Origin of the sequence: Methylophaga thalassica MP (genome assembly GCF_000214595.1) — a bacterium.
In the GTDB taxonomy this organism is placed as follows: domain Bacteria; phylum Pseudomonadota; class Gammaproteobacteria; order Nitrosococcales; family Methylophagaceae; genus Methylophaga; species Methylophaga thalassica.
The window spans coordinates 34,366-53,907 of the sequence record NZ_AFIG01000002.1 but is presented as its reverse complement, the minus strand read 5'-3'; the positions used below and the strand labels follow the sequence as shown (position 1 = coordinate 53,907).

General features: G+C 42.9%; 25 protein-coding genes and 1 pseudogene. 19 read left to right on the top strand and 7 right to left on the bottom strand.

All coding sequences use genetic code 11. From position 1 onward, the window contains the following. Positions 1 to 235: 235 nt before the first annotated feature. The 5 genes from MAMP_RS11070 to MAMP_RS11045 all read right to left on the bottom strand — a co-directional run bounded on the left by MAMP_RS11070 (position 236) and on the right by MAMP_RS11045 (position 7,242). Positions 236 to 1,398, bottom strand: a protein-coding gene (locus tag MAMP_RS11070) for an IS3 family transposase (protein ID WP_139031926.1) whose coding sequence is annotated in 2 segments (ribosomal slippage) — positions 236 to 1,143 and positions 1,143 to 1,398 — 1,164 coding nt in all. Because the reading frame shifts where the segments join, the coding sequence is not laid out codon by codon here. 48 nt (positions 1,399 to 1,446) lie between these two features. Continuing rightward, a complete protein-coding gene (locus tag MAMP_RS11060; RefSeq protein ID WP_007146132.1) occupies positions 1,447 to 1,800 on the bottom strand; it encodes a hypothetical protein in 354 nt (117 codons plus the stop codon). Continuing rightward, positions 1,797 to 3,866 (bottom strand): hypothetical protein, encoded by a 2,070-nt coding sequence (locus MAMP_RS11055; protein WP_007146131.1) that lies wholly within the window; start codon positions 3,864 to 3,866, stop codon positions 1,797 to 1,799. The genes MAMP_RS11060 and MAMP_RS11055 overlap by 4 nt, the downstream gene beginning before the upstream one ends. Then, on the bottom strand, positions 3,863 to 5,785 hold the full coding sequence (locus MAMP_RS11050; RefSeq protein ID WP_007146130.1) for a hypothetical protein: 1,923 nt from the start codon (positions 5,783 to 5,785) through the stop codon (positions 3,863 to 3,865). Before MAMP_RS11050 ends, MAMP_RS11055 begins: the two co-directional genes overlap by 4 nt. Continuing rightward, positions 5,785 to 7,242, bottom strand: coding sequence for a site-specific integrase (locus MAMP_RS11045; protein ID WP_007146129.1), 1,458 nt, complete (start codon positions 7,240 to 7,242; stop codon positions 5,785 to 5,787). The genes MAMP_RS11050 and MAMP_RS11045 overlap by 1 nt, the downstream gene beginning before the upstream one ends. A 95-nt stretch (positions 7,243 to 7,337) precedes the next feature. On the opposite strand from MAMP_RS11045, the pseudogene MAMP_RS16635 reads away from it, so the two are divergent. From MAMP_RS16635 to MAMP_RS11025, 4 genes and pseudogenes are all read left to right on the top strand, one after another. Next, positions 7,338 to 7,601 (top strand): annotated as a pseudogene (locus MAMP_RS16635) (endonuclease); the annotation flags it as partial. Next, positions 7,587 to 7,865: a sunset domain-containing protein gene (locus tag MAMP_RS16630; RefSeq protein ID WP_454557343.1), complete on the top strand. Its 279-nt coding sequence runs from the start codon at positions 7,587 to 7,589 to the stop codon at positions 7,863 to 7,865. The pseudogene MAMP_RS16635 and the gene MAMP_RS16630, both read left to right, overlap by 15 nt. Positions 7,866 to 7,879: 14 nt before the next feature. Then, positions 7,880 to 8,050 carry a carbon storage regulator CsrA gene (gene csrA, locus MAMP_RS11035; RefSeq protein WP_007146127.1) on the top strand — a complete coding sequence of 57 codons (171 nt, stop codon included), beginning with the start codon at positions 7,880 to 7,882 and terminating at the stop codon, positions 8,048 to 8,050. A 242-nt stretch (positions 8,051 to 8,292) separates the two neighbouring features. Further along, positions 8,293 to 8,760 (top strand): hypothetical protein, encoded by a 468-nt coding sequence (locus tag MAMP_RS11025; protein ID WP_040576531.1) that lies wholly within the window; start codon positions 8,293 to 8,295, stop codon positions 8,758 to 8,760. 39 nt (positions 8,761 to 8,799) lie between these two features. Here the strand turns inward: MAMP_RS11025 and MAMP_RS11020 are convergent, their stop codons facing one another. Beyond that, positions 8,800 to 9,483: an AcaB family transcriptional regulator gene (locus tag MAMP_RS11020; RefSeq protein WP_007146125.1), complete on the bottom strand. Its 684-nt coding sequence runs from the start codon at positions 9,481 to 9,483 to the stop codon at positions 8,800 to 8,802. 174 nt (positions 9,484 to 9,657) lie between these two features. Here MAMP_RS11020 and MAMP_RS11015 point away from each other — a divergent pair, with 174 nt between their 5' ends. The 10 genes from MAMP_RS11015 (at position 9,658) to MAMP_RS10975 (ending at position 15,057) form a co-directional block, all read left to right on the top strand. Then, a complete protein-coding gene (locus MAMP_RS11015) occupies positions 9,658 to 9,969 on the top strand; it encodes a hypothetical protein (protein WP_040576530.1) in 312 nt (103 codons plus the stop codon). A 182-nt stretch (positions 9,970 to 10,151) separates the two neighbouring features. Next, positions 10,152 to 10,949: a PRTRC system ThiF family protein gene (locus MAMP_RS11010; RefSeq protein WP_007146124.1), complete on the top strand. Its 798-nt coding sequence runs from the start codon at positions 10,152 to 10,154 to the stop codon at positions 10,947 to 10,949. A 93-nt stretch (positions 10,950 to 11,042) separates the two neighbouring features. Continuing rightward, complete coding sequence (locus tag MAMP_RS11005) at positions 11,043 to 11,951, top strand: PRTRC system ParB family protein (protein WP_007146123.1); 909 nt, start codon at positions 11,043 to 11,045, stop codon at positions 11,949 to 11,951. Further along, the gene (locus MAMP_RS11000; RefSeq protein ID WP_007146122.1) at positions 11,951 to 12,355 is read left to right on the top strand and encodes a hypothetical protein; all 405 of its coding nucleotides are present in this window, start codon (positions 11,951 to 11,953) and stop codon (positions 12,353 to 12,355) included. The genes MAMP_RS11005 and MAMP_RS11000 overlap by 1 nt, the downstream gene beginning before the upstream one ends. Positions 12,356 to 12,472: 117 nt before the next feature. After that, positions 12,473 to 12,832 carry a hypothetical protein gene (locus MAMP_RS10995; RefSeq protein ID WP_139031925.1) on the top strand — a complete coding sequence of 120 codons (360 nt, stop codon included), beginning with the start codon at positions 12,473 to 12,475 and terminating at the stop codon, positions 12,830 to 12,832. A gap of 68 nt (positions 12,833 to 12,900) precedes the next feature. Beyond that, positions 12,901 to 13,458, top strand: coding sequence for a hypothetical protein (locus tag MAMP_RS10990; RefSeq protein ID WP_007146120.1), 558 nt, complete (start codon positions 12,901 to 12,903; stop codon positions 13,456 to 13,458). Next, the gene (locus MAMP_RS10985) at positions 13,458 to 13,682 is read left to right on the top strand and encodes a PRTRC system protein C (RefSeq protein WP_319946203.1); all 225 of its coding nucleotides are present in this window, start codon (positions 13,458 to 13,460) and stop codon (positions 13,680 to 13,682) included. The genes MAMP_RS10990 and MAMP_RS10985 overlap by 1 nt, the downstream gene beginning before the upstream one ends. 10 nt (positions 13,683 to 13,692) lie before the next feature. Further along, positions 13,693 to 13,860, top strand: coding sequence for a hypothetical protein (locus MAMP_RS16200; protein ID WP_007146118.1), 168 nt, complete (start codon positions 13,693 to 13,695; stop codon positions 13,858 to 13,860). 127 nt (positions 13,861 to 13,987) lie between these two features. Next, a complete protein-coding gene (locus MAMP_RS10980) occupies positions 13,988 to 14,173 on the top strand; it encodes a hypothetical protein (protein WP_007146117.1) in 186 nt (61 codons plus the stop codon). An 8-nt stretch (positions 14,174 to 14,181) separates the two neighbouring features. Beyond that, positions 14,182 to 15,057 carry a hypothetical protein gene (locus MAMP_RS10975; RefSeq protein ID WP_007146116.1) on the top strand — a complete coding sequence of 292 codons (876 nt, stop codon included), beginning with the start codon at positions 14,182 to 14,184 and terminating at the stop codon, positions 15,055 to 15,057. Positions 15,058 to 15,128: 71 nt separating this feature from the next. Here the strand turns inward: MAMP_RS10975 and cadR are convergent, their stop codons facing one another. Continuing rightward, positions 15,129 to 15,536 (bottom strand): Cd(II)/Pb(II)-responsive transcriptional regulator, encoded by a 408-nt coding sequence (gene cadR / locus MAMP_RS10970; RefSeq protein WP_007146115.1) that lies wholly within the window; start codon positions 15,534 to 15,536, stop codon positions 15,129 to 15,131. 97 nt (positions 15,537 to 15,633) lie between these two features. Between cadR and MAMP_RS10965 the strand changes: the two genes are divergently transcribed. From MAMP_RS10965 to MAMP_RS10945, 5 genes are all read left to right on the top strand, one after another. Further along, the gene (locus MAMP_RS10965) at positions 15,634 to 16,530 is read left to right on the top strand and encodes a cation transporter (protein WP_007146114.1); all 897 of its coding nucleotides are present in this window, start codon (positions 15,634 to 15,636) and stop codon (positions 16,528 to 16,530) included. A gap of 9 nt (positions 16,531 to 16,539) precedes the next feature. Continuing rightward, the gene (gene lspA / locus MAMP_RS10960; protein WP_007146113.1) at positions 16,540 to 17,046 is read left to right on the top strand and encodes a signal peptidase II; all 507 of its coding nucleotides are present in this window, start codon (positions 16,540 to 16,542) and stop codon (positions 17,044 to 17,046) included. Positions 17,047 to 17,067: 21 nt separating this feature from the next. After that, positions 17,068 to 18,357: an ISL3 family transposase gene (locus MAMP_RS10955; RefSeq protein WP_007146112.1), complete on the top strand. Its 1,290-nt coding sequence runs from the start codon at positions 17,068 to 17,070 to the stop codon at positions 18,355 to 18,357. Positions 18,358 to 18,526: 169 nt separating this feature from the next. Next, positions 18,527 to 18,724, top strand: coding sequence for a hypothetical protein (locus tag MAMP_RS10950; RefSeq protein WP_158005168.1), 198 nt, complete (start codon positions 18,527 to 18,529; stop codon positions 18,722 to 18,724). Then, positions 18,721 to 19,458, top strand: a complete 738-nt coding sequence (locus tag MAMP_RS10945; protein ID WP_007146110.1) for a PRTRC system protein B — start codon at positions 18,721 to 18,723, stop codon at positions 19,456 to 19,458. Before MAMP_RS10950 ends, MAMP_RS10945 begins: the two co-directional genes overlap by 4 nt. Positions 19,459 to 19,542: the final 84 nt, after the last annotated feature.

Sequence of the window (19,542 nt, the reverse complement as noted above, 5' to 3'; positions counted from 1 at the left end):
AAGAGATTGTTTTAGGTGGCGGGTTCAAGATTCAAACTGGCTGTTTTATCTCTATCTAAAATAAGGCTACCGAGCGGCAGCTTTGCGGACCAATAAGCCATAGTGGGGTTGTCAGCTTTAGTCACGACACATATTAAAATTGTAAGGCCGATACACTTTATTGCATACTAGATTTCTTTAATTCTTGTAATTCTCTACGTAGCTCGAAATTCTCTCTAAGAAGATTCTGTAGTGGTCAACTAATTCCGGACACGGGTTTAGACAGAGCTTCCGCCTTTGCAGGAGGGAGCCCATCGTTGAATTGATGTGGCCGTTGCCAGTTATAATAATCCATCAGGTAATAGCTCACATCACGCATTGCCTCACTTATGTTTCGATAACCCAGTCTCGGCAACCATTCAGCCTTAAAGCTCCGAAACAAACGCTCCATGGGGGCATTATCCCAGCAATTACCACGTCGGCTCATGCTCTGAAATATGCGGTAGCGCCATAACCGTTGCCGGTATTTTCGAGCGCTGTATTGGCTACCCTGGTCGCTGTGGAATAACACACTCTGTGGTTTACCCCGCGACTCATACGCCATATCCAGTGCTTTGACGGCCAAGTCTGCATCAGGCCTAACCGACATCGCCCAACCCACGACACGGCGGGTATATAAATCCAGCACAGCGGCCAAGTAATGCCAGCGATGACCTGTCCAGACATAGGTAATGTCTCCACACCAGACTTGATTCGCTCGGTCAGGCTCAAACTCCCGATTAAGCACATTGGGTATATCCGGCCTTTCAATAGTCGCTAGCTTATAGGCATGAGGGCCTGGCTGTTTGCAAATCAGCCCCAGCTCAGACATCAGCCGTCTGACCTTGAAGCGGCCAATCTCTATCGCTTCGTCCCGTAGCATGCCGACAAGGGTGCGACTCCCGGCGCTGCCCCGGCTTTTTGTAAAGAACTCTTTCACTTTAGAACGCAGTTGAAGTCGCTTTATATCCGGCTGTGTACGACGTTTCTGTCTGTCATAAAAGCTACTCAGGCCAACACCAAACAGTGAGCAAATAAGATTTAGCCTACCGTGCTCTCTCAATTGCTCTATCAGCGTGTAGAGCCGAGCTCGTCCGACATCAAGAGAGCGGTAGCCTTTTTTAATATGGTTTTCTCCTGCTCTAGGCGTTTTACTCGTGCTTCCAGCTCCTGAATACGCTGCTGTTCCGGTGTCAGCGCCTTGGATGCAGGCGTATGTCCATCTCGTTCAGCTTGTAACTGTTTAACCCAGCGACGTAGGGCTGACTCGCCCACATCAAGAGCTTGGCATGCTTCTGGAACACTGTAGTTCTGGTCTATCACCAGACTCGCGGCTTCCAGCTTGAACTCAGCAGTAAAACTTCTTCTTTGTTTTGTCATTGAACACCTCTTCGAAGGTCATATTACCTCCTTAAATGGTGTCCGGGATCAGTAAACCACTACATTCATCATCTTCTCCAAACAGAGGTCATGTTCGGCCTTAAGTTTTGAATATCGAGCATTTGCCTTCTTCTTTTGAGATGTAATAAGCTTTATCGAATCGGAATTTTCTGGATCTCTACTAGCGGCAGAACATCTCGTGTTTTCAGTATTTTCAATTGAATCACACAAATCAGGGTATCTTTCCTGTTTTACAAACCCTTTCTTCTTACCCGCCTCAATCGCTACATTATCTTTAGTGAATTTAAAGGAAGGAGAATTAGTATCAATGATCTGAGCTTTCCCAGACTTCAGTCGTTCAAAAGCTTCCCAGTATAAAGCTTCGCCTCTTAATTCAGTCACTCGATGATCTCCTTAACAGGAATTAAATTGTTTCGTGCTGCAAGGTGTTGCTCTACAACAGATATTTCTTTTTCTCGCTGAAGTGAAAAGGGACTTTTTTCACCGTATATGGAGATTTCTTCTTTCCATACTTCGATTTGATCAGCCATGATTTCGGCAGTGTCATCGTTGAAAATAGCATCACTACAATCGATACATGGAAGAATCGAGGTAAATGCGACTCTATCGCAAGGCTCTATGGAAGAGCACCCTCCTACTACAGTTCTCCGATATGATAGTCTGCCTGATCTTACTTCTTTCTCAGTTAGAGCGCGGTCTTCGTAGATTGAAGGGAGTATACCTTTATTTTTTTGCCTCTGAAGAGTTGCACCTGCGCCACCAAATAGGATTCCTTCATAATCAGAAATGTCATTACAAATAGCATCAACCTTCATGGTTAAAACTTCTTCTTGAAGTTCATTTATAAAATCGAATAATCCTTCATTCTGATTGGTACCTCTCTCTACAAAATTATTCGCATAGGCACTTCCATCAGTATAATAAACCGTCATTTTTTCTATTGGATGTTTGAGTTGATTGGCAATTACTGGAATTGATACTCCTCCACGAGCAGCATATACAACTAATGAACGGCGATACATGTGCCATGCAAAAGGGAATTCCTTGCCGACATCTATACCTTTTTTAGAAAAGTCGACCCATGGGTTGAAACTCTGCATCTCTTCTAGGTCTTCATTTGTAATGACAAAGGCCTCTCGACGCAGTGTATTGTTAGTACTGGCTCTCCATCCCTCTTTGAATGGCCGAGGGTTCACAACAAATATAGGCGTCTCGCTGTCAACCCTCGAACTATGGTTAGGAAAAAGAGGGTACTTATCTTGATTCACAGAATCCATATTCAGCGAATAATAGAACCTGTAGATTAACCTTGCACTGGCAAGAGCGCACTGATAGTAAAGTTCTGCTTGATCTGCCGTAACCCAGAACTGTTTCTTTGGAGAATTACCAGCAAACTTGAATGTATAGCTATCAAACCCGCAAATTACTTCTTCCCCATAAGTAACCCTTCGATAGCTATTTAAAGGGATTGCTCGTACTTCAGAGACCCTCATGCCAGTAAATTGAGAAATCATAGCTGCTGAAGTTTTTTGAATATAGCTAATATAGTTTGTTAATTCCTGAATGCTATCAACTTGTAACTCTTCTAATAGGTTAGCGATATCTGGATATGTTTCTTTAATATATTTCCATACCTGTCGAGCGATAGTAGCGTTACTCTTACGCCATTTCCCGAATTTGATTTCCCCTTTTTCTGCTCTCTCCTTAGTCACTTCGTAATGTTCCCAGGCTTTCTCTACTTCCGTTACGACCTCCATAAACTTAAAACAGGTCTCGGTACTTTGTTCGATAAGCTCGCTGAGCAACCTTATTGGAATGACAGGTGTTTGGATTTTTTCTCTAATTGCTTCATCCACGCGCTCCTGAGCTTGTTCAGCTACCAGTTTAGTTAAATCCACAGAGGGTATAAGGTTGAAATCGTTTACCTGATGCGATAGTTGCGAGAGGTGTTTAATCAGATTGTATAGACTTGCAAGCCTAACCCACTCTTGGTACCGACTTTCCGCCCCTTCCAATCTACATTCGATAAATTCGGTTTTACCTAAAACATCTGCGAACTTAATTCCAGAAGATAGAGCATATCTTGCTAAGTATTTTATTTGTATCCATAGCGCCATTACGCTGTTTACTGATAGCTGTCTTCGATACCATAAATTTAGAATGATTAATTTAGAATCTTGAATGATAGAATTGGCGAGCGGACTCTGTCTTTCAAAGACTCTATGATCTTCGGAAAATATACTTTCGAAATATATACGAGCATTTGGTCTTGACGTGTATAGAGAAAAATCCCAAACATTATCAGCAAAAACAGACAGAATGTCTCCGTTTCTTCGCCGACTTATAACATGGTTAGAATCAGGGGTAGAAACATCAGTAGATAGTGAATCAGGCGAAGTATGCTGAGCAATCCCTATAGTGTCATAGGGTACTAGTTGAACATTCACGAGTATGCCTCCAAATCAGCTAGTAGATCAAAATGACTCTGCCAATGCTTTGACAAATCTCCTTGCTTTACTTTATTCATAGCATCATCAACTAAAGATTTTTTAGCTGGAAATTGCTTTATTAGCTCTTCAAGTATTTCATCAATTCTATAGAGTATTGGTGCAAACTTAATGGCGTAGGAAGCTTCGTTTGCTGCGCGTTTCTGCGCGTATGGAAGCAATACCTTTAAACTAGTTATAAGGTGAATATCCTCTTCGTCAGCATGTAAAACATAATGCCTACAGAAAAAGCATGTTTCGCTTCTACTGCAGTTTGGCTCGGGTGCTGAGTCGGTAAAACCTTCGCTACGCTTAGCTTGAGATAAATCGTTAGCATTACAGTGGCCAGCAGGCGTTTTATGTAGACCGTTATTTATCTGTACAGGAATGTATTTGGCGCTTCTCGATGAATCTATTGCTTCATTCCACATTTCGTTCATGAATGTAGAAAGTTCTTTTAATCCAGCTATCTTCGGTGGATTGGAATAGCTCTTGAGGGTAGTTTTCACGTCATTCTGTAGTTTCCAAGCAACGGTATTGATGTCACCATTACTTAGATTCCAAAAAGACCATGAAACACCTTTTCTTAGCTCTCTAGGGGTATGCCACTTAACATTAGGTAAATGTCCTATTAGCCATTCTTTAAGAGTATCAATGGAGACTTTATTCAAAGGGGCGCATTTACCGATTCCAGAGATTCTAAAAAATCCTACTCTTTGAACATCTAAATCGAATTCAATTTCTCCCCACTGACGAAGCTTTTCATATTTCTTGTGGAATTGGTAAAACTCTTTCCCCATTGTTGGGTAAACTGTCTTATTACCCGCTCTAACCTTTAGCCCAGTGAAACTGTAGCCTCTAGGCGCTTTACAATTGATCGGCTCAGATTTCTCACAAGAGCTTAATCTTAATGCAGAGGTGACACCATTATTGGTACCTACAATCCCAATAAATGCAAGATAGTAGCAATACGTTGCAGAGTTATAGAGCGACTTTCGCTGTAAGTCTGTATTTAGGCTATTGGTCTTGTCTAGGCGTTTGATCCAGTTATCGTAAACAGACATTACACCAACGCATTCTCGCCAATCTGTATATCGACCACGCACTTCTTCTCTAGATACAATGCCAGCATCATCATTCACAAAAGATTTTGTATATGAAGCTTTGCTCAGGTGACTAGATCTTGAGAAAACATGTTTACCAAAGCCCCAATGACTTAAGTCTAATACAAAAGGAAACGGTTTTTCATTGATTAGTATGTCTGTGAAGCGCTCAAAAATAGCAAGCAATACTTGCACAAATTGGTTGCGTTCTAAGTCGTCTCCTGGAAGAGATTCTGACTTACCTTCTTTAATATGAGGTATCTTTAAGCTGACCTCGTTATCTGTTAACTCCAAGGCCCATGCCAATGCTTTTTTGGTAGATGATAGTTCAGCTGAAGCAGAGCGCTCTTTCAAACTACCTTCCGTACCGTCAGCTAAACGCGTGCTCAATACTAGATGTTCATAATAGCTATATACCGACTCAATCCAATCCTTATCATTAGATAACGACATCCCTTTACTATCAGCGAAATCAATAAACCTGGCTATCTTGCCTGCATGGCTATAAACAGTAGCTTGATTGTATGTGCTAGCTCGTAGTCCTTCGATTATTCGTTCGACATACTTTAGCCTGTCTTTAACGATAGATTCCTTAGCGACAGAACGGCTCTTATGGTTAGGGTTTCTTGCATTACTCCTTACTGAGTAACACCAACTTCCTACATCACAAGTTCTGCATGAGTTGTCGATATCGAATTCAAGCACTGTCATTTCGGGTTTCAGAACTTCTGTTATCTTGTCTGTAATGTGGATGATTATTTCTGGACGATACTCCATCAAACTCGATTCTCCCCGTAGATAGCTTCGAGAACTTTGTATCCGTCAAGAATAATAGCTTCATGCATTTCATTAATCGAATTAACGTTAAGCAGCGTTTCGTCAAAATTGACATATAGTCTAGAAGTAGCAATATCGTTATGGTTAAGAGCGGTTTTGACAGCTAGTTCCATATGAGTTGTTGTGAATCTTTTTTCAGGATCGTTGGCAAGCTTTCTAACAATGTTCATACCAAAGGTAGCTCTAAGGTCGTGCGGCGCAAACTCATCAAGTTCAGGCCGATCTTGTCTTACACGAGCAATGAAATTGCGAATATTTGCCCGAAAAGTGCTTCCGTTTTGAGGACTGAATGCAGGAGCATTGACAACCCAATGAGCAGCTTCATCTTGCCTCTTCCTGATCTCACTTCGCGAGGAATAGAATGGATTAGATTGCTCTGTTAAGAATACATAATTTTCATCGCTCAAACCGAAGAAGCTGCTTTTCATTCTTTTAGCGTTTAGTTCGCTATTTATATAGACGAACAATTTCTCAATAAGGGTCTTGGGGAACCTAAAGTTATTAGGCTTTCCAAACTTAGTATCGATTGGGAATCTACTTCTGTGAGAATGAATAAAAACCCAACTTTTACCAGTACGTTTAAGTTCGTCATATGCCTCTTTAATGTGGCCTACACGAAGGGTACATGCTGATTGAATCCGCGCTCCCGTATTGAGCATAGTCAGCATAATTAATTCGGTTGCTACTGAGCAATACTTTCGCTCCAAGCCCCACATTATTGCCTGTTGCTCGGCTATGGATAGAGGGCGCAATTCTCCACCATCCATTATTCTGTCTGGCCGAGTTTCTGCTTTTGTAACCTTGATAGAAATATCGGTTGTTTGGACCTCTTTAAATCGAGATAAACCCTCATTATTCAAAGTCTGAACATACCTCTTAAAGCTTCTAAATGGTCTAGATCCAATACGAGACTCATCTACAAGATTGTGGTTGAGTATACCTCTATAAAAAGCAATGACATGGCCGACATGTTTACTTGCGGTACTTGGAGCCATTCCTAGATCAATAAGTTCTTGTAGTTTATATCTGAAAAGATAGGTTGGTCGTCTTCTCGTTTGCGCTGGGAATTCAAGTAAATCTAGATCTTCGTCTTCAATGAACTTTAGATAAAAACACAAGCTTTTTGCTCGATCCTTGATTGATTCCATTTTTGATCTAAGAGCAGTGTTTAGGTGGCAAAGAAGGTAAGCATTGCCCAGATCCCATGGAACTCCGTTCCCATTCAAAATTACTGGCATCTCTGGCCAAAACCCAGGCTTTCTTTCCCATTGCCAACCATCTTCAAGACAACCTGCTGGATTTGTATAAATTGCTTTTCCTTCTTGAAATTTCTTTATATACACAACTCTTGCTTGTGAACGAAAGTGTTTGGAGGAATTAAATCTTCGTCTAGCCACTAAATTGCCTCTTAATAAATCATATGTTCATTTGTATATTTTTATAGGTAGATGTCAACTATGATTTTACTAGGTAGTGAACAGACAGAAGTAATTATCGTTTTGGAGTGTTGCCAGAATTAGTAAGTCAGTATGGTGCTTGTCCCTTTAAGGTAGATTTTAATGCACGGGTGGCAGAGCCTAGGCCTGAAGCCCGTGGCTTAATTGCTCGGGTTCAATTCTACATGCACGACCGATATAACTTGCCAATGAGCAGACAGCAACAAGAGCTATATATGGCATGGAATACACAATATCCACCAACTGCTTGGGAAATTCTTAGAGACGAACGAATTGCCCGACGTATGGGAAATCATAATCCTTTTGTTACTGGCCAAGTGACTTGGAACTTGGGACATAAAAATTCTGGCGATGGTGTTAAGTCCGAAATGAGAACTTCAAGTGTTGCTACCAATTTAATTAGTAACGACCAATCTATAAGAGGAAACCGTAACAGCAAGGTCTACCACTTACCAAAAGGCTGCCCCTCATATGAAAAGGTAAGCCCTAGAAATATCGTGCCATTTGATACTGAAATTGATGCACAAAATGCTGGCTATCGTAAAGCTGGAAACTGTAAATAACTAAAGAGGCTTATATGTTAATACTTACAAGAAGAATAGGTGAATCACTGATCATTGATGAAGATATTGTTGTAACTGTTCTAGCAACTAAAGGTAATCAAGTTCGTATAGGAATAGAGGCACCTGATGATGTGCACATTGTGCGTGAAGAGTTATTGGATAATGATAATAAACCAAAGAAGTAACTTATGTTTGAGAAAACCCAATGGATACTTAAAGAAACTGAGTCCTATCTTCTAGATTTCAGAGTTAATAGTTTTCTTCTCAATAAGGCAGCAAGGTGGGTTTGGTTTCCTTTAAATTATCTTCTATTTGGTCTCAGAGAGTTATTTAAACCAATAGTAGTTTTGTTGTATTTTTATTTTTCTTTTTTTGTATAGGAGCGATATTTATAGAACAGGTTGAAACTCAATCTTTAGCCGCTAGGGTGGCCTTGTACTTATGCCTTTTTCTTCCAATTGCTTTGGTTATTTTTGCAGTTCCAAGCACATACGCTCTTAATGCCGTTGAAAAAGATCAAGTTGTTTACGTATCTAAGCTAATTCATGATGCTGGGATTAATACATTAGAAAAGATTGAGCTACTTGAACAAAATATTGAAAGCATATTCTCTCGTATAAATTCACGAGTAACGTTTTATAAATGGTTCCTTGGTGTTGTCTGGGCTATTTCTGTGTTTCAGCTAAATATTTATATAGGATTTATCTCAAAAATAGAAGATAAAGGTCTAACTGGAATAATGAGAGACAGCGCTGAGTCATTGGTCTTTATGGTGATTTGTTTCATTAGTGTTTTGGTTATTGTCCAAGGCTACAAGCGTGCTTCAGAAAAGTTAATAAAAACAATTGAGTTTGCTGCTGTAGAGCGGAAGGCTGTCTACTTGGGAATTAGTTGAAGATGGAAGTCGGATTTACCGACTTCCATTTGCTAAAAATTAAACTGCAGCTGCTTTTTTCGTGGAGTTGTTCTGACGTTGTTTATAAGCTGCTCGTTTTGCTTCAGCTTTTTTCTGGTCACTGTCTTTCTTCTTGTCTGCTGCAATATAAGCTTGTTGACCAAGAGCCCTGATAGCATCTGCTGTTTTGAATATACGTACCTGCCAGGCATGAACCCTGTCCTCAGAGTGAGAGAGTGCAATTTCACCAGCCATCCATAACGTTTTTAGTTTCATCGTTAAATTATCCAGTTGGCGAATCAGATTCATAAAGGCCATACCTTCTGGACATGTAATTTTTATATTGAGGTCAACACTATCATCGGTTATTGCAGCGATTTTAAGACCAACATCATCTATCAGATGATTGGCTTGTTCCATATCTCTGTTCATTTCTGTAGATAGTTGCTTTATGCTTTCGGTAATCTTTGCAACATTTTCATCTGAAAGCTCGCGTAATCCAAACTTACGAGTTAACAAAGTCGCTGCAGTCATTTGCGTTTGAATGTGATCAAAAGTACGGCGAAATATACGTTTTGCTTGAGCTGACTGAAGCGTAACAGTCATCTCCATATAATATTCGCTTTTGACCTCTTCTTCGGTTAAAAACTGTTTAACCTTCTCCATTTCTGCATTCTGTTTTTGTTCTCTTTTAGAGTCAAAAGCTTCCAAGTCTTCAGCCATAATGCTCACCTTGCTTTGATAAATATAATCCTCAGGCTGGCATTTAAAATGACTATGTTGAATGAGTCTATGAATAACCGGATATTGGTCTATGCCGGTTAATAAAGAGTCTAGCTTAAAACAACGAACTGCTGTTATTGTCTGTGTAGTACTTAGTAAGGATGCAATGGTGTCATGACAACGATTGGAGCTGTAATACTTTTTTTCTTTTGTGCCTTAGCTGGTGTCTTTTACGCAATGCTTGCAAGCATGGGTGTATTAATGAGTTTGGGAATATGGAATCAGGGTCGTAATACAGTTGAACTGACTTTTGCATCTTTCTATTTCACATTGATGCTATTCATTTTTCCAATGCTAGCACTAATTACTCTTGTATATGTGGAACCTGGTCCTGGTGTAATAGGAGCACTTATATCTACTTCTTTGACTTTTGGTTGGGTGGCCAGAGTTACGTACAAACGTTTAAATTCTGAAGATACTGAGTAGCACTCCTTTATCCTAATTCACTCTGATTCTTAGAAATCTTTCTTTGACACAGCCCTTCTACACTTTACTAAATCCTCCATAGACATCATCAATTTTTTAGACGTTGCTTAAACCGACTTGCGTGATTTTAACTTCGTGAGAACCTGAAAGTGTTGATTTAACTCACTTGAAAGGAGACTCTCATGAAATATTTCGTACCCCAGTCGTTTCTTGAAAACAGACTGAAAATTGCTGTAGTTGGTATCGGTGGCACAGGTGGTGAGGTTATGGATGCATTAACCCGCTTAGACTTTGGATTAAAAGCCCTTGGTCACCCTAAAGGAATCCACGTTACAGCTTTTGATGCCGATGTCGTAGAACCGCACAATATTGGTAGACAGCGTTTCTCTGAGTCAGACGTAGGTCACTATAAATCTATTGCTCTTACACATCGAATCAATATGTCCTACGGATCAGATTGGGATGCGGAGCCAAATTTCTTTGAACCATCAATCAAAAATGTTGAACCTTTTGATTTGATTATCGGATGTGTAGATAAAGCTTCTTTTCGTGTAAAGCTTGGACAATTAGCTAAGTCAGGCAAAACTTCATACTCCCCTGTTCTCTGGCTTGATATGGGGAATGGTCAACATGCTGGTCAGTGCGTGCTTGGTCATGTCATTTCTTCATATAAAGACTCACTCCGACTGCCAACGGTGTTCGACCTCTACCCCGACCTCGCAAATCCTAAGCATGATACTGATGATGCTCCACGTTGCTCACTGGCTGAGGCGCTAACTGGAGAAAATGGGCAAGACTTATTTATCAATGGAACCTTAGCAACTTACTCCATGAACATTATTTGGCAGTTACTCACAAAAGGGGAAATAGACCATCATGGAATGACTGTGGATGTTAAGAACCTTAAATCAGCACCGATGCTAATTGATGAGCAGGCTTCGGCTTTTTATGGTTACTCGAAAGAGTCAAATTCAGCCTGAAACCTATTATTTACGTGCAGTTGCGCGAATTCAATTTCGTGATCAAATGGTAATAACCCAATCGGGTAATAAGTAAATATATAGGAGAAGAAAATGAATGCACCTCTTGCTAATACACAAATAGAAAAATCAGTTTCATTAGATATAGAAGATGTCATGGCAAATGTTTATGACAAGCAAATGATTCACCTGCCAATAAATATGATTTCGGTTCGGGAGGGATTTAATCCTCGTAGATACTTTTCGGAAGATAGACTCAATGAAATGGTTGCAAGCATTCAGGCACAAGGCATCCTCCAACCAATAGTAATCAAACCAAGCAATGATGGAAAAACATTTTATTTAATTGCTGGTGAAAGACGATATCGGGCAGCAACGATTGCAGATGTAGAGACTGTTCCTGCAATGATTCGACTTGTTAGTGATGAAGAAGCACTGGCAATGGCGGTGGCTGAAAATAGTGAGCGTCAGGATGTGAGTGCTGCCGAGGAAGCAAAAGCTTGTCAGAGAATGCTTACCCTATGTAAAGGTGACAGAACCGAAGCTGCACTGGCATTAGGTTGGACTGAAAAGAAACTAGAAGCACGACTGACGCTTTTACACTGTACAGATAGCGTATTGGATGCTCTTGACCAGAGAAAGATTGCAATTGGTCATGCTGAGTTATTTGCAGGACTGACAGCAGAGTTACAGGACTCAATTCTTGTAAGCGTGATTGAAAAACGTGTCAGCGTTTCTGTCTTGCGTGATCAGTTGGGTAAGTTTGCATTCAAACTCTCTGATGCGGTATTTAATCTGACTGGCTGTAATGGCTGCCCTCATAACTCAAGTATTACAGCTGACCTATTTGATGAAAGTCTCTCAGATGGTCATTGCTTGAATCGTGACTGTTATGAGAATAAAACCAGACAGCATCTTGAAGAGAAAAAACAGAGCTGTCGCAAGAATATCCTGTCATTTGGCTCGATGTTGAGCGCCCTGCTGACACTCGATGTCATTTAATGCGAGAAGGTGAAAAAGGGGTTGGACGTGAGCAGTATTCTGCTTGCCAAGGCTGTGGAAACTTTGGTGCATTGATGAATACAGCTAAAGGTAAAGAAGGCCAGATAGAAACGGGCTTATGTTTTGATGTGTCATGTAACAGCCAAATGGTTAAAGCACATCAAGATGAGTTGGAAATTGAACAACAAAAAGTCACGGAGTTAAGCAGCCCAACTCATACTACAGCCATCATTCAATCCGATAAACCAAAGGAAAGAAAAAAATCGGCTGATACACCCAAGCGTGTCAAAGAGTATATTCAAGGAAAACAATACAAAGCTGCAGCTGCCACTGTTTGGTCGAATACTAAATTAACTAAGGTCATGTCACTGATTGCGTTAACAGAAGCAATCAAGCATGTGTGAGTCACGGACAAACTTGAAAAAGGGCTAAAAACATACGGAGCTGAGAAATTGCTCTCTATGACTTCTCGTTCAGAGAAGGTGTCCTTGCTACATAGCTTAGATGAATCAACTCTGGATATGACTATCAGTGCTTTTGCTGCAACGCTTGCAGGCGGCATTGCCCCTGAACGAATTCAATACGAAGAATCAGACGGAATAAAAACAGCCCATACCATTCTCAAGGCTGAAAACGTAGATATGCGTTCTCATTTTCTTGTTGATGAAGAATATCTACAGACCTTAACAGTTAGTGGTTTAAAAGCTCTAGTAACTGAATCAGGATTCTTAGCATGGTATGACGCAAAGGATGGAAAACAAACCGGTCACTGTGAGAAAGAAATACTCAAAGGTAAACGTGATGATCAAATAAAAGCCATTTTTAAAGCTGGATTTGATTGGAGAGGTTATTTACCCGTAGAGGCTCAGTTGCGCGATTAGAAACCTGCGTTACAACTAATGCATGGGGCAGACCTACTGCCCCGCTTATCTCATAAAAGGATCAAACAATGGAAAACAGCATTTTAACCTTTCTCAATAGCATACATGGGGCGTTGGCTGAGAGTGAACATCTTCGTTTGGATATTACACGTTCGGGAGACTCTTTAGACATCATCGTGTTGCCATTACTCAGTGATGATGAAGCCAAAGTACCAGAAGAAGCTAAACAAGTCCGTAGCGCCCTCTCAATGCCTCTGGCTATGAGAAATATGTCACTTGATGAGCTAAGTACTGAATTCGGGGAAAGGCTTTCTGGATATGGTCAGGCTCGTCAGCAAGCAAATGATTCGTATCAAGAATTATTAATGTCATTAAGAGATGCCACGGCTAATGCCAAAAATTCAAAATCAAAAGCCGAAGCTAAAACTAAACCAAAAGCCAAAAAGAACTCCCCTGCGGCTCAGGATGAAGAAAAACAATCTCAACCAACCAGCGAAGCTTTGTCTGCTAATGAAACACAGCCAGAAGCTGTTTCTGAGACAGATTCAGAAAATGAAGTCTCAAACGCAGCAGATGACCATGAGCAGCCTGCAAGTGCCAACGAAGCTTTTAAATTTACTTTCTAATGGGGGAGTTAAATATGTCAAAAATAAAAACGTTAACTTGCATCTTTCGAAGTGGTTCAGTACAAATGCCTGATCCAGACCCGAGCATGAAACCTGAGCAAGTCAAAGAGCTATACAGTGCAAACCATCAACACCTTGCAAATGCTGTTGTAGAAGGGCCGAGTACGCAAGGCGATTATATGGTGTATGAGTTTGTCCCCGCCCCAGTTAAGACTAAAGGGTGAGGAATGAATTATGAATGCATCATTAGACGATCTTAAGGACTTTGCCGAGAATCTTATGGCTGTCTGTAATCATCAAGTTCAAAAGAACAGACCTTTATCAAAAATCAGCATAGATATTTTGGCAAAACAGTTCATATACAGAAAACAAAAAAACAATAAACAAAACTCAAATCCATAGTTCTTAGTTTTTTAGTTCAGTTAGAGACCGGCTTTAAAGTCGGTCTTTTTTATAGTAGTTGCGTGAAATGAAAGTCGTGTGAGACTAAAAAGTAAGTGTATTAAACAAGACTAAGAAGGAGGCACGCATGGCTGATCAGCATCAATCAATAATTGAAACACTGACTGAATGGTCAAAGTTAAACGTCAGGGACAGCTCACAGAATACTTCAGATTTTGCTCAGTCTGATGATGAGAAACGAATTTTTAACATCGTTACTGCTAATCGAGGAAAAGCTCAGCGGTTACCTGCCAAAATATTGTTACCTGTGTGAGTCAGAACATGATTGTCTTACCAACTTTTGAAGAATCTGCCTTAGAGCAAACATATTTACAATTCACTGATGTGCTTGCATTTACGGATAAAGAGAAATGGATAACAGGTGAAATAGGGTTATTTTTGAATTCATTAAACCTTCTTGATCTGAACAAGCTCTCATTTAACCTGAAATACAGTAATCGTGGAGGAATTAATCAGTTATTTCAGAGTGGTCTTAGTGAATGGGATAGACGTTTAAATCAGTCTACTGATGAAAGTCATAATTTTTTATCACCCACTCTTGGTATACAAACTGACTATAACGATAATTTTCGTGAAAAGCTTTTATTGAGCGTTTCTGCCACACCATACGCTTATGACATAAAACCACTTTCATTGCTGCCTCATAATGACCGTAACGTAGTAGTTAGATGTTTAGCTGAAATACGAGCTATTTTTCTTTACAACCCTAATGTTAACGACTTAACTGATTTTGCCGGATACAGAGTAGAAATTTATGAATATCTCAAAGAGTTTTTACCTGATGAGGTTATAGCTGCAGGGATAAATTCAATAGAGAATTACTTGGATGAAAACCAAGCTGAATTAGAGTTTTATTCAATAGAGGATCTGGAAGAATTTCTAGATGATTTCTGTGAGTATATGAAGCCCTTTCCAAAATGGGTCTCTGAACTAGATAACGGAATAGGTAAAGAAGATCCGTTTAAAGCTCTATCCAGACTAAAACGTTTGATAGGCAAATCTCATCATGACGATGTTGTTGAGTTTCTCAATAAGACTATTAATTCAATCACGGATTATCTCAATCATTTTCCCGATAAAAAGTCATGGTCAGACTTTATAAACCAATGCCATGATCTTAAGGGTATTCGGATTTAGTGGTTGATTTTACTCTGCATTACAATGAGGCAAGCTAAGATCCCATCGGATTATCTGGTTGATGCTTCAACCTACTGCTTATGCGCACTTCCCTTGCCGATTCCAGCAAGAACCCCACAAGCCTCAACTTCCCGGCCATCGCTACAACCCGCTCTCAGCGAAACGAGTTGTTTCTCAAGCGCTTGCAGAGCAGTTATTTGCGACCGCACATGAGAAATGTGGTCATCAAGCAAGGTGTTGACAGCGGCACAAGGCTGATGAGGGTCGTCCTGATAGCGCTGTAGTTCGCGAATCTCAGCCAATGACAGGTCGAGGATTCTACAGCGACAGATGAAGGCCAGCCGCTCACTATGCTTCTCGGTATAGGCGCGGTAACCGTTTTCCTGCCGATCAGGCGGCGGCAACAAGCCCTGCTGTTCATAGAAGCGGATCGTCTGGGTATTGACCCCGACTGACCGAGCCAACTGTCCAATGCGCATCAGACTCCTCCTCAACGGATTCTTTCCGCTTTATTGACCTTATAGTGACTATATGGTTTTAAATGATAACCCAATAATGTTCAAGTGGAGTCGTATTATGAGCAAAACCTGCACAGACGCCTGTGGCTGCGCTGCAACGTCCCCAGCAGATACCGATAGGGGGAGCTCCTCCGAAGCATCGGGGAAATGGGTCAGCGTTTATGCCGTGCCGAAGATGGACTGTCCTTCAGAAGAACGAATGATTCGCCTGGCCCTGAATGGCTTTGATGAGATTCGGGCGCTGTCTTTCGACCTGTCGAACCGCCGGTTGAAGGTCGTGCATGATGGAGAGGCTGATCCTTTCACTGCGAAACTGACGACCCTGGGGCTGGGAGCCTCGCTTCAGGAAACCGTCGCTGCCGATCCGGAGACCATCAAGGCCGCCGAATCCTCCGCAGCCTCTGCTACCCAAGAGTCCGCCACCCTGAGGTGGTTGCTCGGCATCAATGCAGTCCTGTTCGTGGTTGAAATGACAGCCGGTCTGATCGCTCAGTCCACCGGCCTGATTGGTGAGTCCCTCGACAATTTTGCCGATGCGGCAGTCTACGGGCTCGCCCTTTATGCCGTTGGGCATAGCGTGAAAATGCAGGTACGCGCCGCGCATCTTGCGGGGGTGCTCCAGTTGATTCTGGCTGTTGGCGTGCTCGCAGAGGTGGTGAGACGCTTCGTCTTCGGTAGCGAGCCGGAATCGATGGTGATGATGCTTATCGCATTCGTCGCACTGATTGCCAATACCACTTGTTTGCTGCTGATATCCAAACATCGAGAGGGCGGGGCGCACATGAAGGCAAGCTGGATATTCTCGGCCAATGACGTGGTGATCAACCTGGGCGTCATCACCGCCGGCGCCCTGGTCGCGTGGACCGGATCCAATTATCCGGATCTGATTATCGGTACCATCGCGGGGGTTGTCGTGCTTAACGGAGCCAGACGCATTCTGGCCCTCAAGGGTTAGGCAACATCCATGATTGGCAAATACCTCTCGCCGTATGCCCTGTTGTCCATCTCCGGCCTGATAGCCGCGTCTGACCAGATTGTAAAATGGCTGGTCCAGCAATCAATGGCATATGGCGAGTCGGTTTCGGTGACGCCATTCTTTAGCTGGGTGCACGTATGGAACACCGGTGCCGCATTCAGTCTTTTTGCCAATGGTGGAGGCTGGCAGCGCTACTTTTTGATCGGAATCGCGGTGGTGGTCTCAATTTTGCTGATCAAGCTGGTCCTTGAGAACCGTCACAAAGGAGAGGCCATCGCCTACAGTCTTATCCTTGGTGGCGCGATGGGTAACCTGATTGATCGGATATTTCGTGGCTATGTTGTGGATTCCTTTGATGTCTATTGGCGAGCCTGGCACTGGCCGGCTTTCAATGTCGCAGATATTGCAATTGTCCTCGGTGTCTTACTTTTCGTTTCCTCAAGCTTGTTGCGTGAAAGAACAAACACCAATGTCGAAACAGATTGGTCTGACTGAGGTCTGCATCTATAAACTGCCATGACGGAAATGCCTAACAACATCTTGCACCTGCCTGAGTACCAGGTCCTGGGCTGCAAATCCACCGACGACGATATGCACTTCCAGGTGGACGCGCCCGATCCCATCGCCTGCGAGGAATGCGGCGTCCAGGGTGAGTTCGTGCGGTTCGGCAAGCGTGATGTTCCCTATCGTGATCTGCCCATCCACGGTAAGCGGGTCACCCTCTGGGTGGTCCGCCGCCGGTACAACTGCCGGGCCTGCAAGATCACCTTCAGGCCCCAGCTACCGGAGATGGTGGACGGCTTCCGCATGACGCTGCGGTTGCATGAATACGTGGAGAAGGAATCCTTCAACCACCCCTACACCTTCGTGGCGTCACAGACCGGCCTGGACGAGAAGACGGTACGCGACATCTTCAACGCCCGTGCCGAGTTCCTGGGGCGTTGGCACCGCTTCGAGACGCCCCGCATTCTGGGCATCGACGAGCTGTACCTGAACAAGCGCTACCGCTGCATCCTGACCAACATCGAGGAGCGAACCCTGCTTGACCTGCTGGCCACCCGCCGTCAGGACGTGGTGACCAACTACCTGATGAAGCTGAAAGACCGGCAGAAGGTCGAGATCGTCAGCATGGACATGTGGAACCCCTACCGGGCAGCTGCCAAGGCGGTGCTGCCACAGGCCCGTATCGTCGTCGATAAGTTCCATGTGGTGCGTATGGCCAACGATGCGCTGAAGAAGGTACGCAAGGGCCTCAGGAAGGAGCTGAAACCTTCCCAGAGCCGAACCCTCAAGGGAGACCGGAAAATCCTGCTGAAACGCGCTCACGAAGTCTCAGACCGGGAACGCTTCATCATGGAGACCTGGACAGGCGCATTCCCGCAACTGCTGGCCGCCTACGAGCACAAGGAACGCTTTTACGGCATCTGGGACGCCACCACACGACCCCAGGCAGAAACCGCCCTGGACGACTGGATAGCCACCATTCCGAAGGGCCAGAAGGAAGTCTGGAGCGATCTGGTCAGGGCTGTGGGCAACTGGCGCGAAGAGATCATGACCTACTTCGAGACGGACATGCCCGTCACCAATGCTTACACGGAGTCCATCAACCGACTGGCCAAGGACAAGAACCGTGAAGGGCGAGGTTACTCCTTCGAGGTGATGCGGGCACGAATGCTCTACACTACGAAGCACAAGAAGAAGGCTCCGACTGCGAAGGTCTCTCCGTTCTACAAGAAAACCATCGGTTACGGACTGCCGGACTTCGCAGAGGAACTCAACTACGGGGTCGATCTATCAACCATCTGAGGGTGGTATCAGGTTGGTGGGGTGAAAGTGCCCCATCAACCATTAAATCCCTATACCCGATCTTAATACAGGCGTTGAGACTGATAACCCCCCAGTTGCTATGGCGTACATGCTTGCATGGTCAGACAATGGCTTTTGGTGGGATGTCCAATCGGATGTATTTAATAGCATGATGGAAGCTGGAGAAACACCAACCTTTTATGGATGGGCTTACGGTGATTATGCTGATACGGTCAAATTAGCTACCGAGAGAATATACAGAGGTACAGGATTATTCACGGATATGGCAAAGATGACAGCAAAAATAGAGCAAAACTTGCCTGATTCACAAAGTATGGATAATGAAGTTAAGGAGGACGTAAAATGACACCATATTCTATAAAGACACATAAAGCCTTACTTTTTCATACTGTAGATAAGCCAGAAATGGATGGACTGTTCGACGAAGACGCCATTCATTCTCTCAATACAAAGCAGCTCTCTCTAACAATCCATGATGTTAAGCAATCTCCTACTGGGTCAGTTATAGGTGCAGGACGGCTTATCAGTGAAGCAGATAAACAGGAGTTACGAGATTATTTAAACGGTGAGGATGGTGTTAAAACTCAATGGTTACCATCTAATCTGTTGATGATTAACAGTCAGAAAATGGTGTGGTACGTCCCGTCTAAGATTCGCACCATGCACATCAAAGCCGGTGATGAAGTTTTACATATCAAACTTAAATTCCCCTCCCTTGTATTCCATGCAGATTGTAATGGTCGTTTAAAGGTAGTGGCCTATGTTGGGAATGGTCGTCCGAAGCTTACTCAGCCGCTTTACCATGCCCCGCTTTGGAACATATATGCAAATACATCTCTGTGTAGCGGTACGGCAGTCACCACTGACATCATCTCTGTGGAATCTATGGCGATTTGGGAAGAGGCAGTCTTTAATACCGTCTTTACACACTCTAATCACAACAACGTGCTTTCAAATAATAAAGCAGGCAAACAACGCTCGTATATGGCTTTCATCAAAAAGAAAGCTAAGTCAGGAGCAGCGTTTAATGTTTCAGATATGACGCCACTCAGAATGACTCTGGAAAATTGGGCAGCATAAAAAGAAGTAGTTCACAGCCAGATAAAAATGAATGTGATTAAATTCGCTTTTAATTATTTGGCTTTATAGAAATTCAAGCAATAA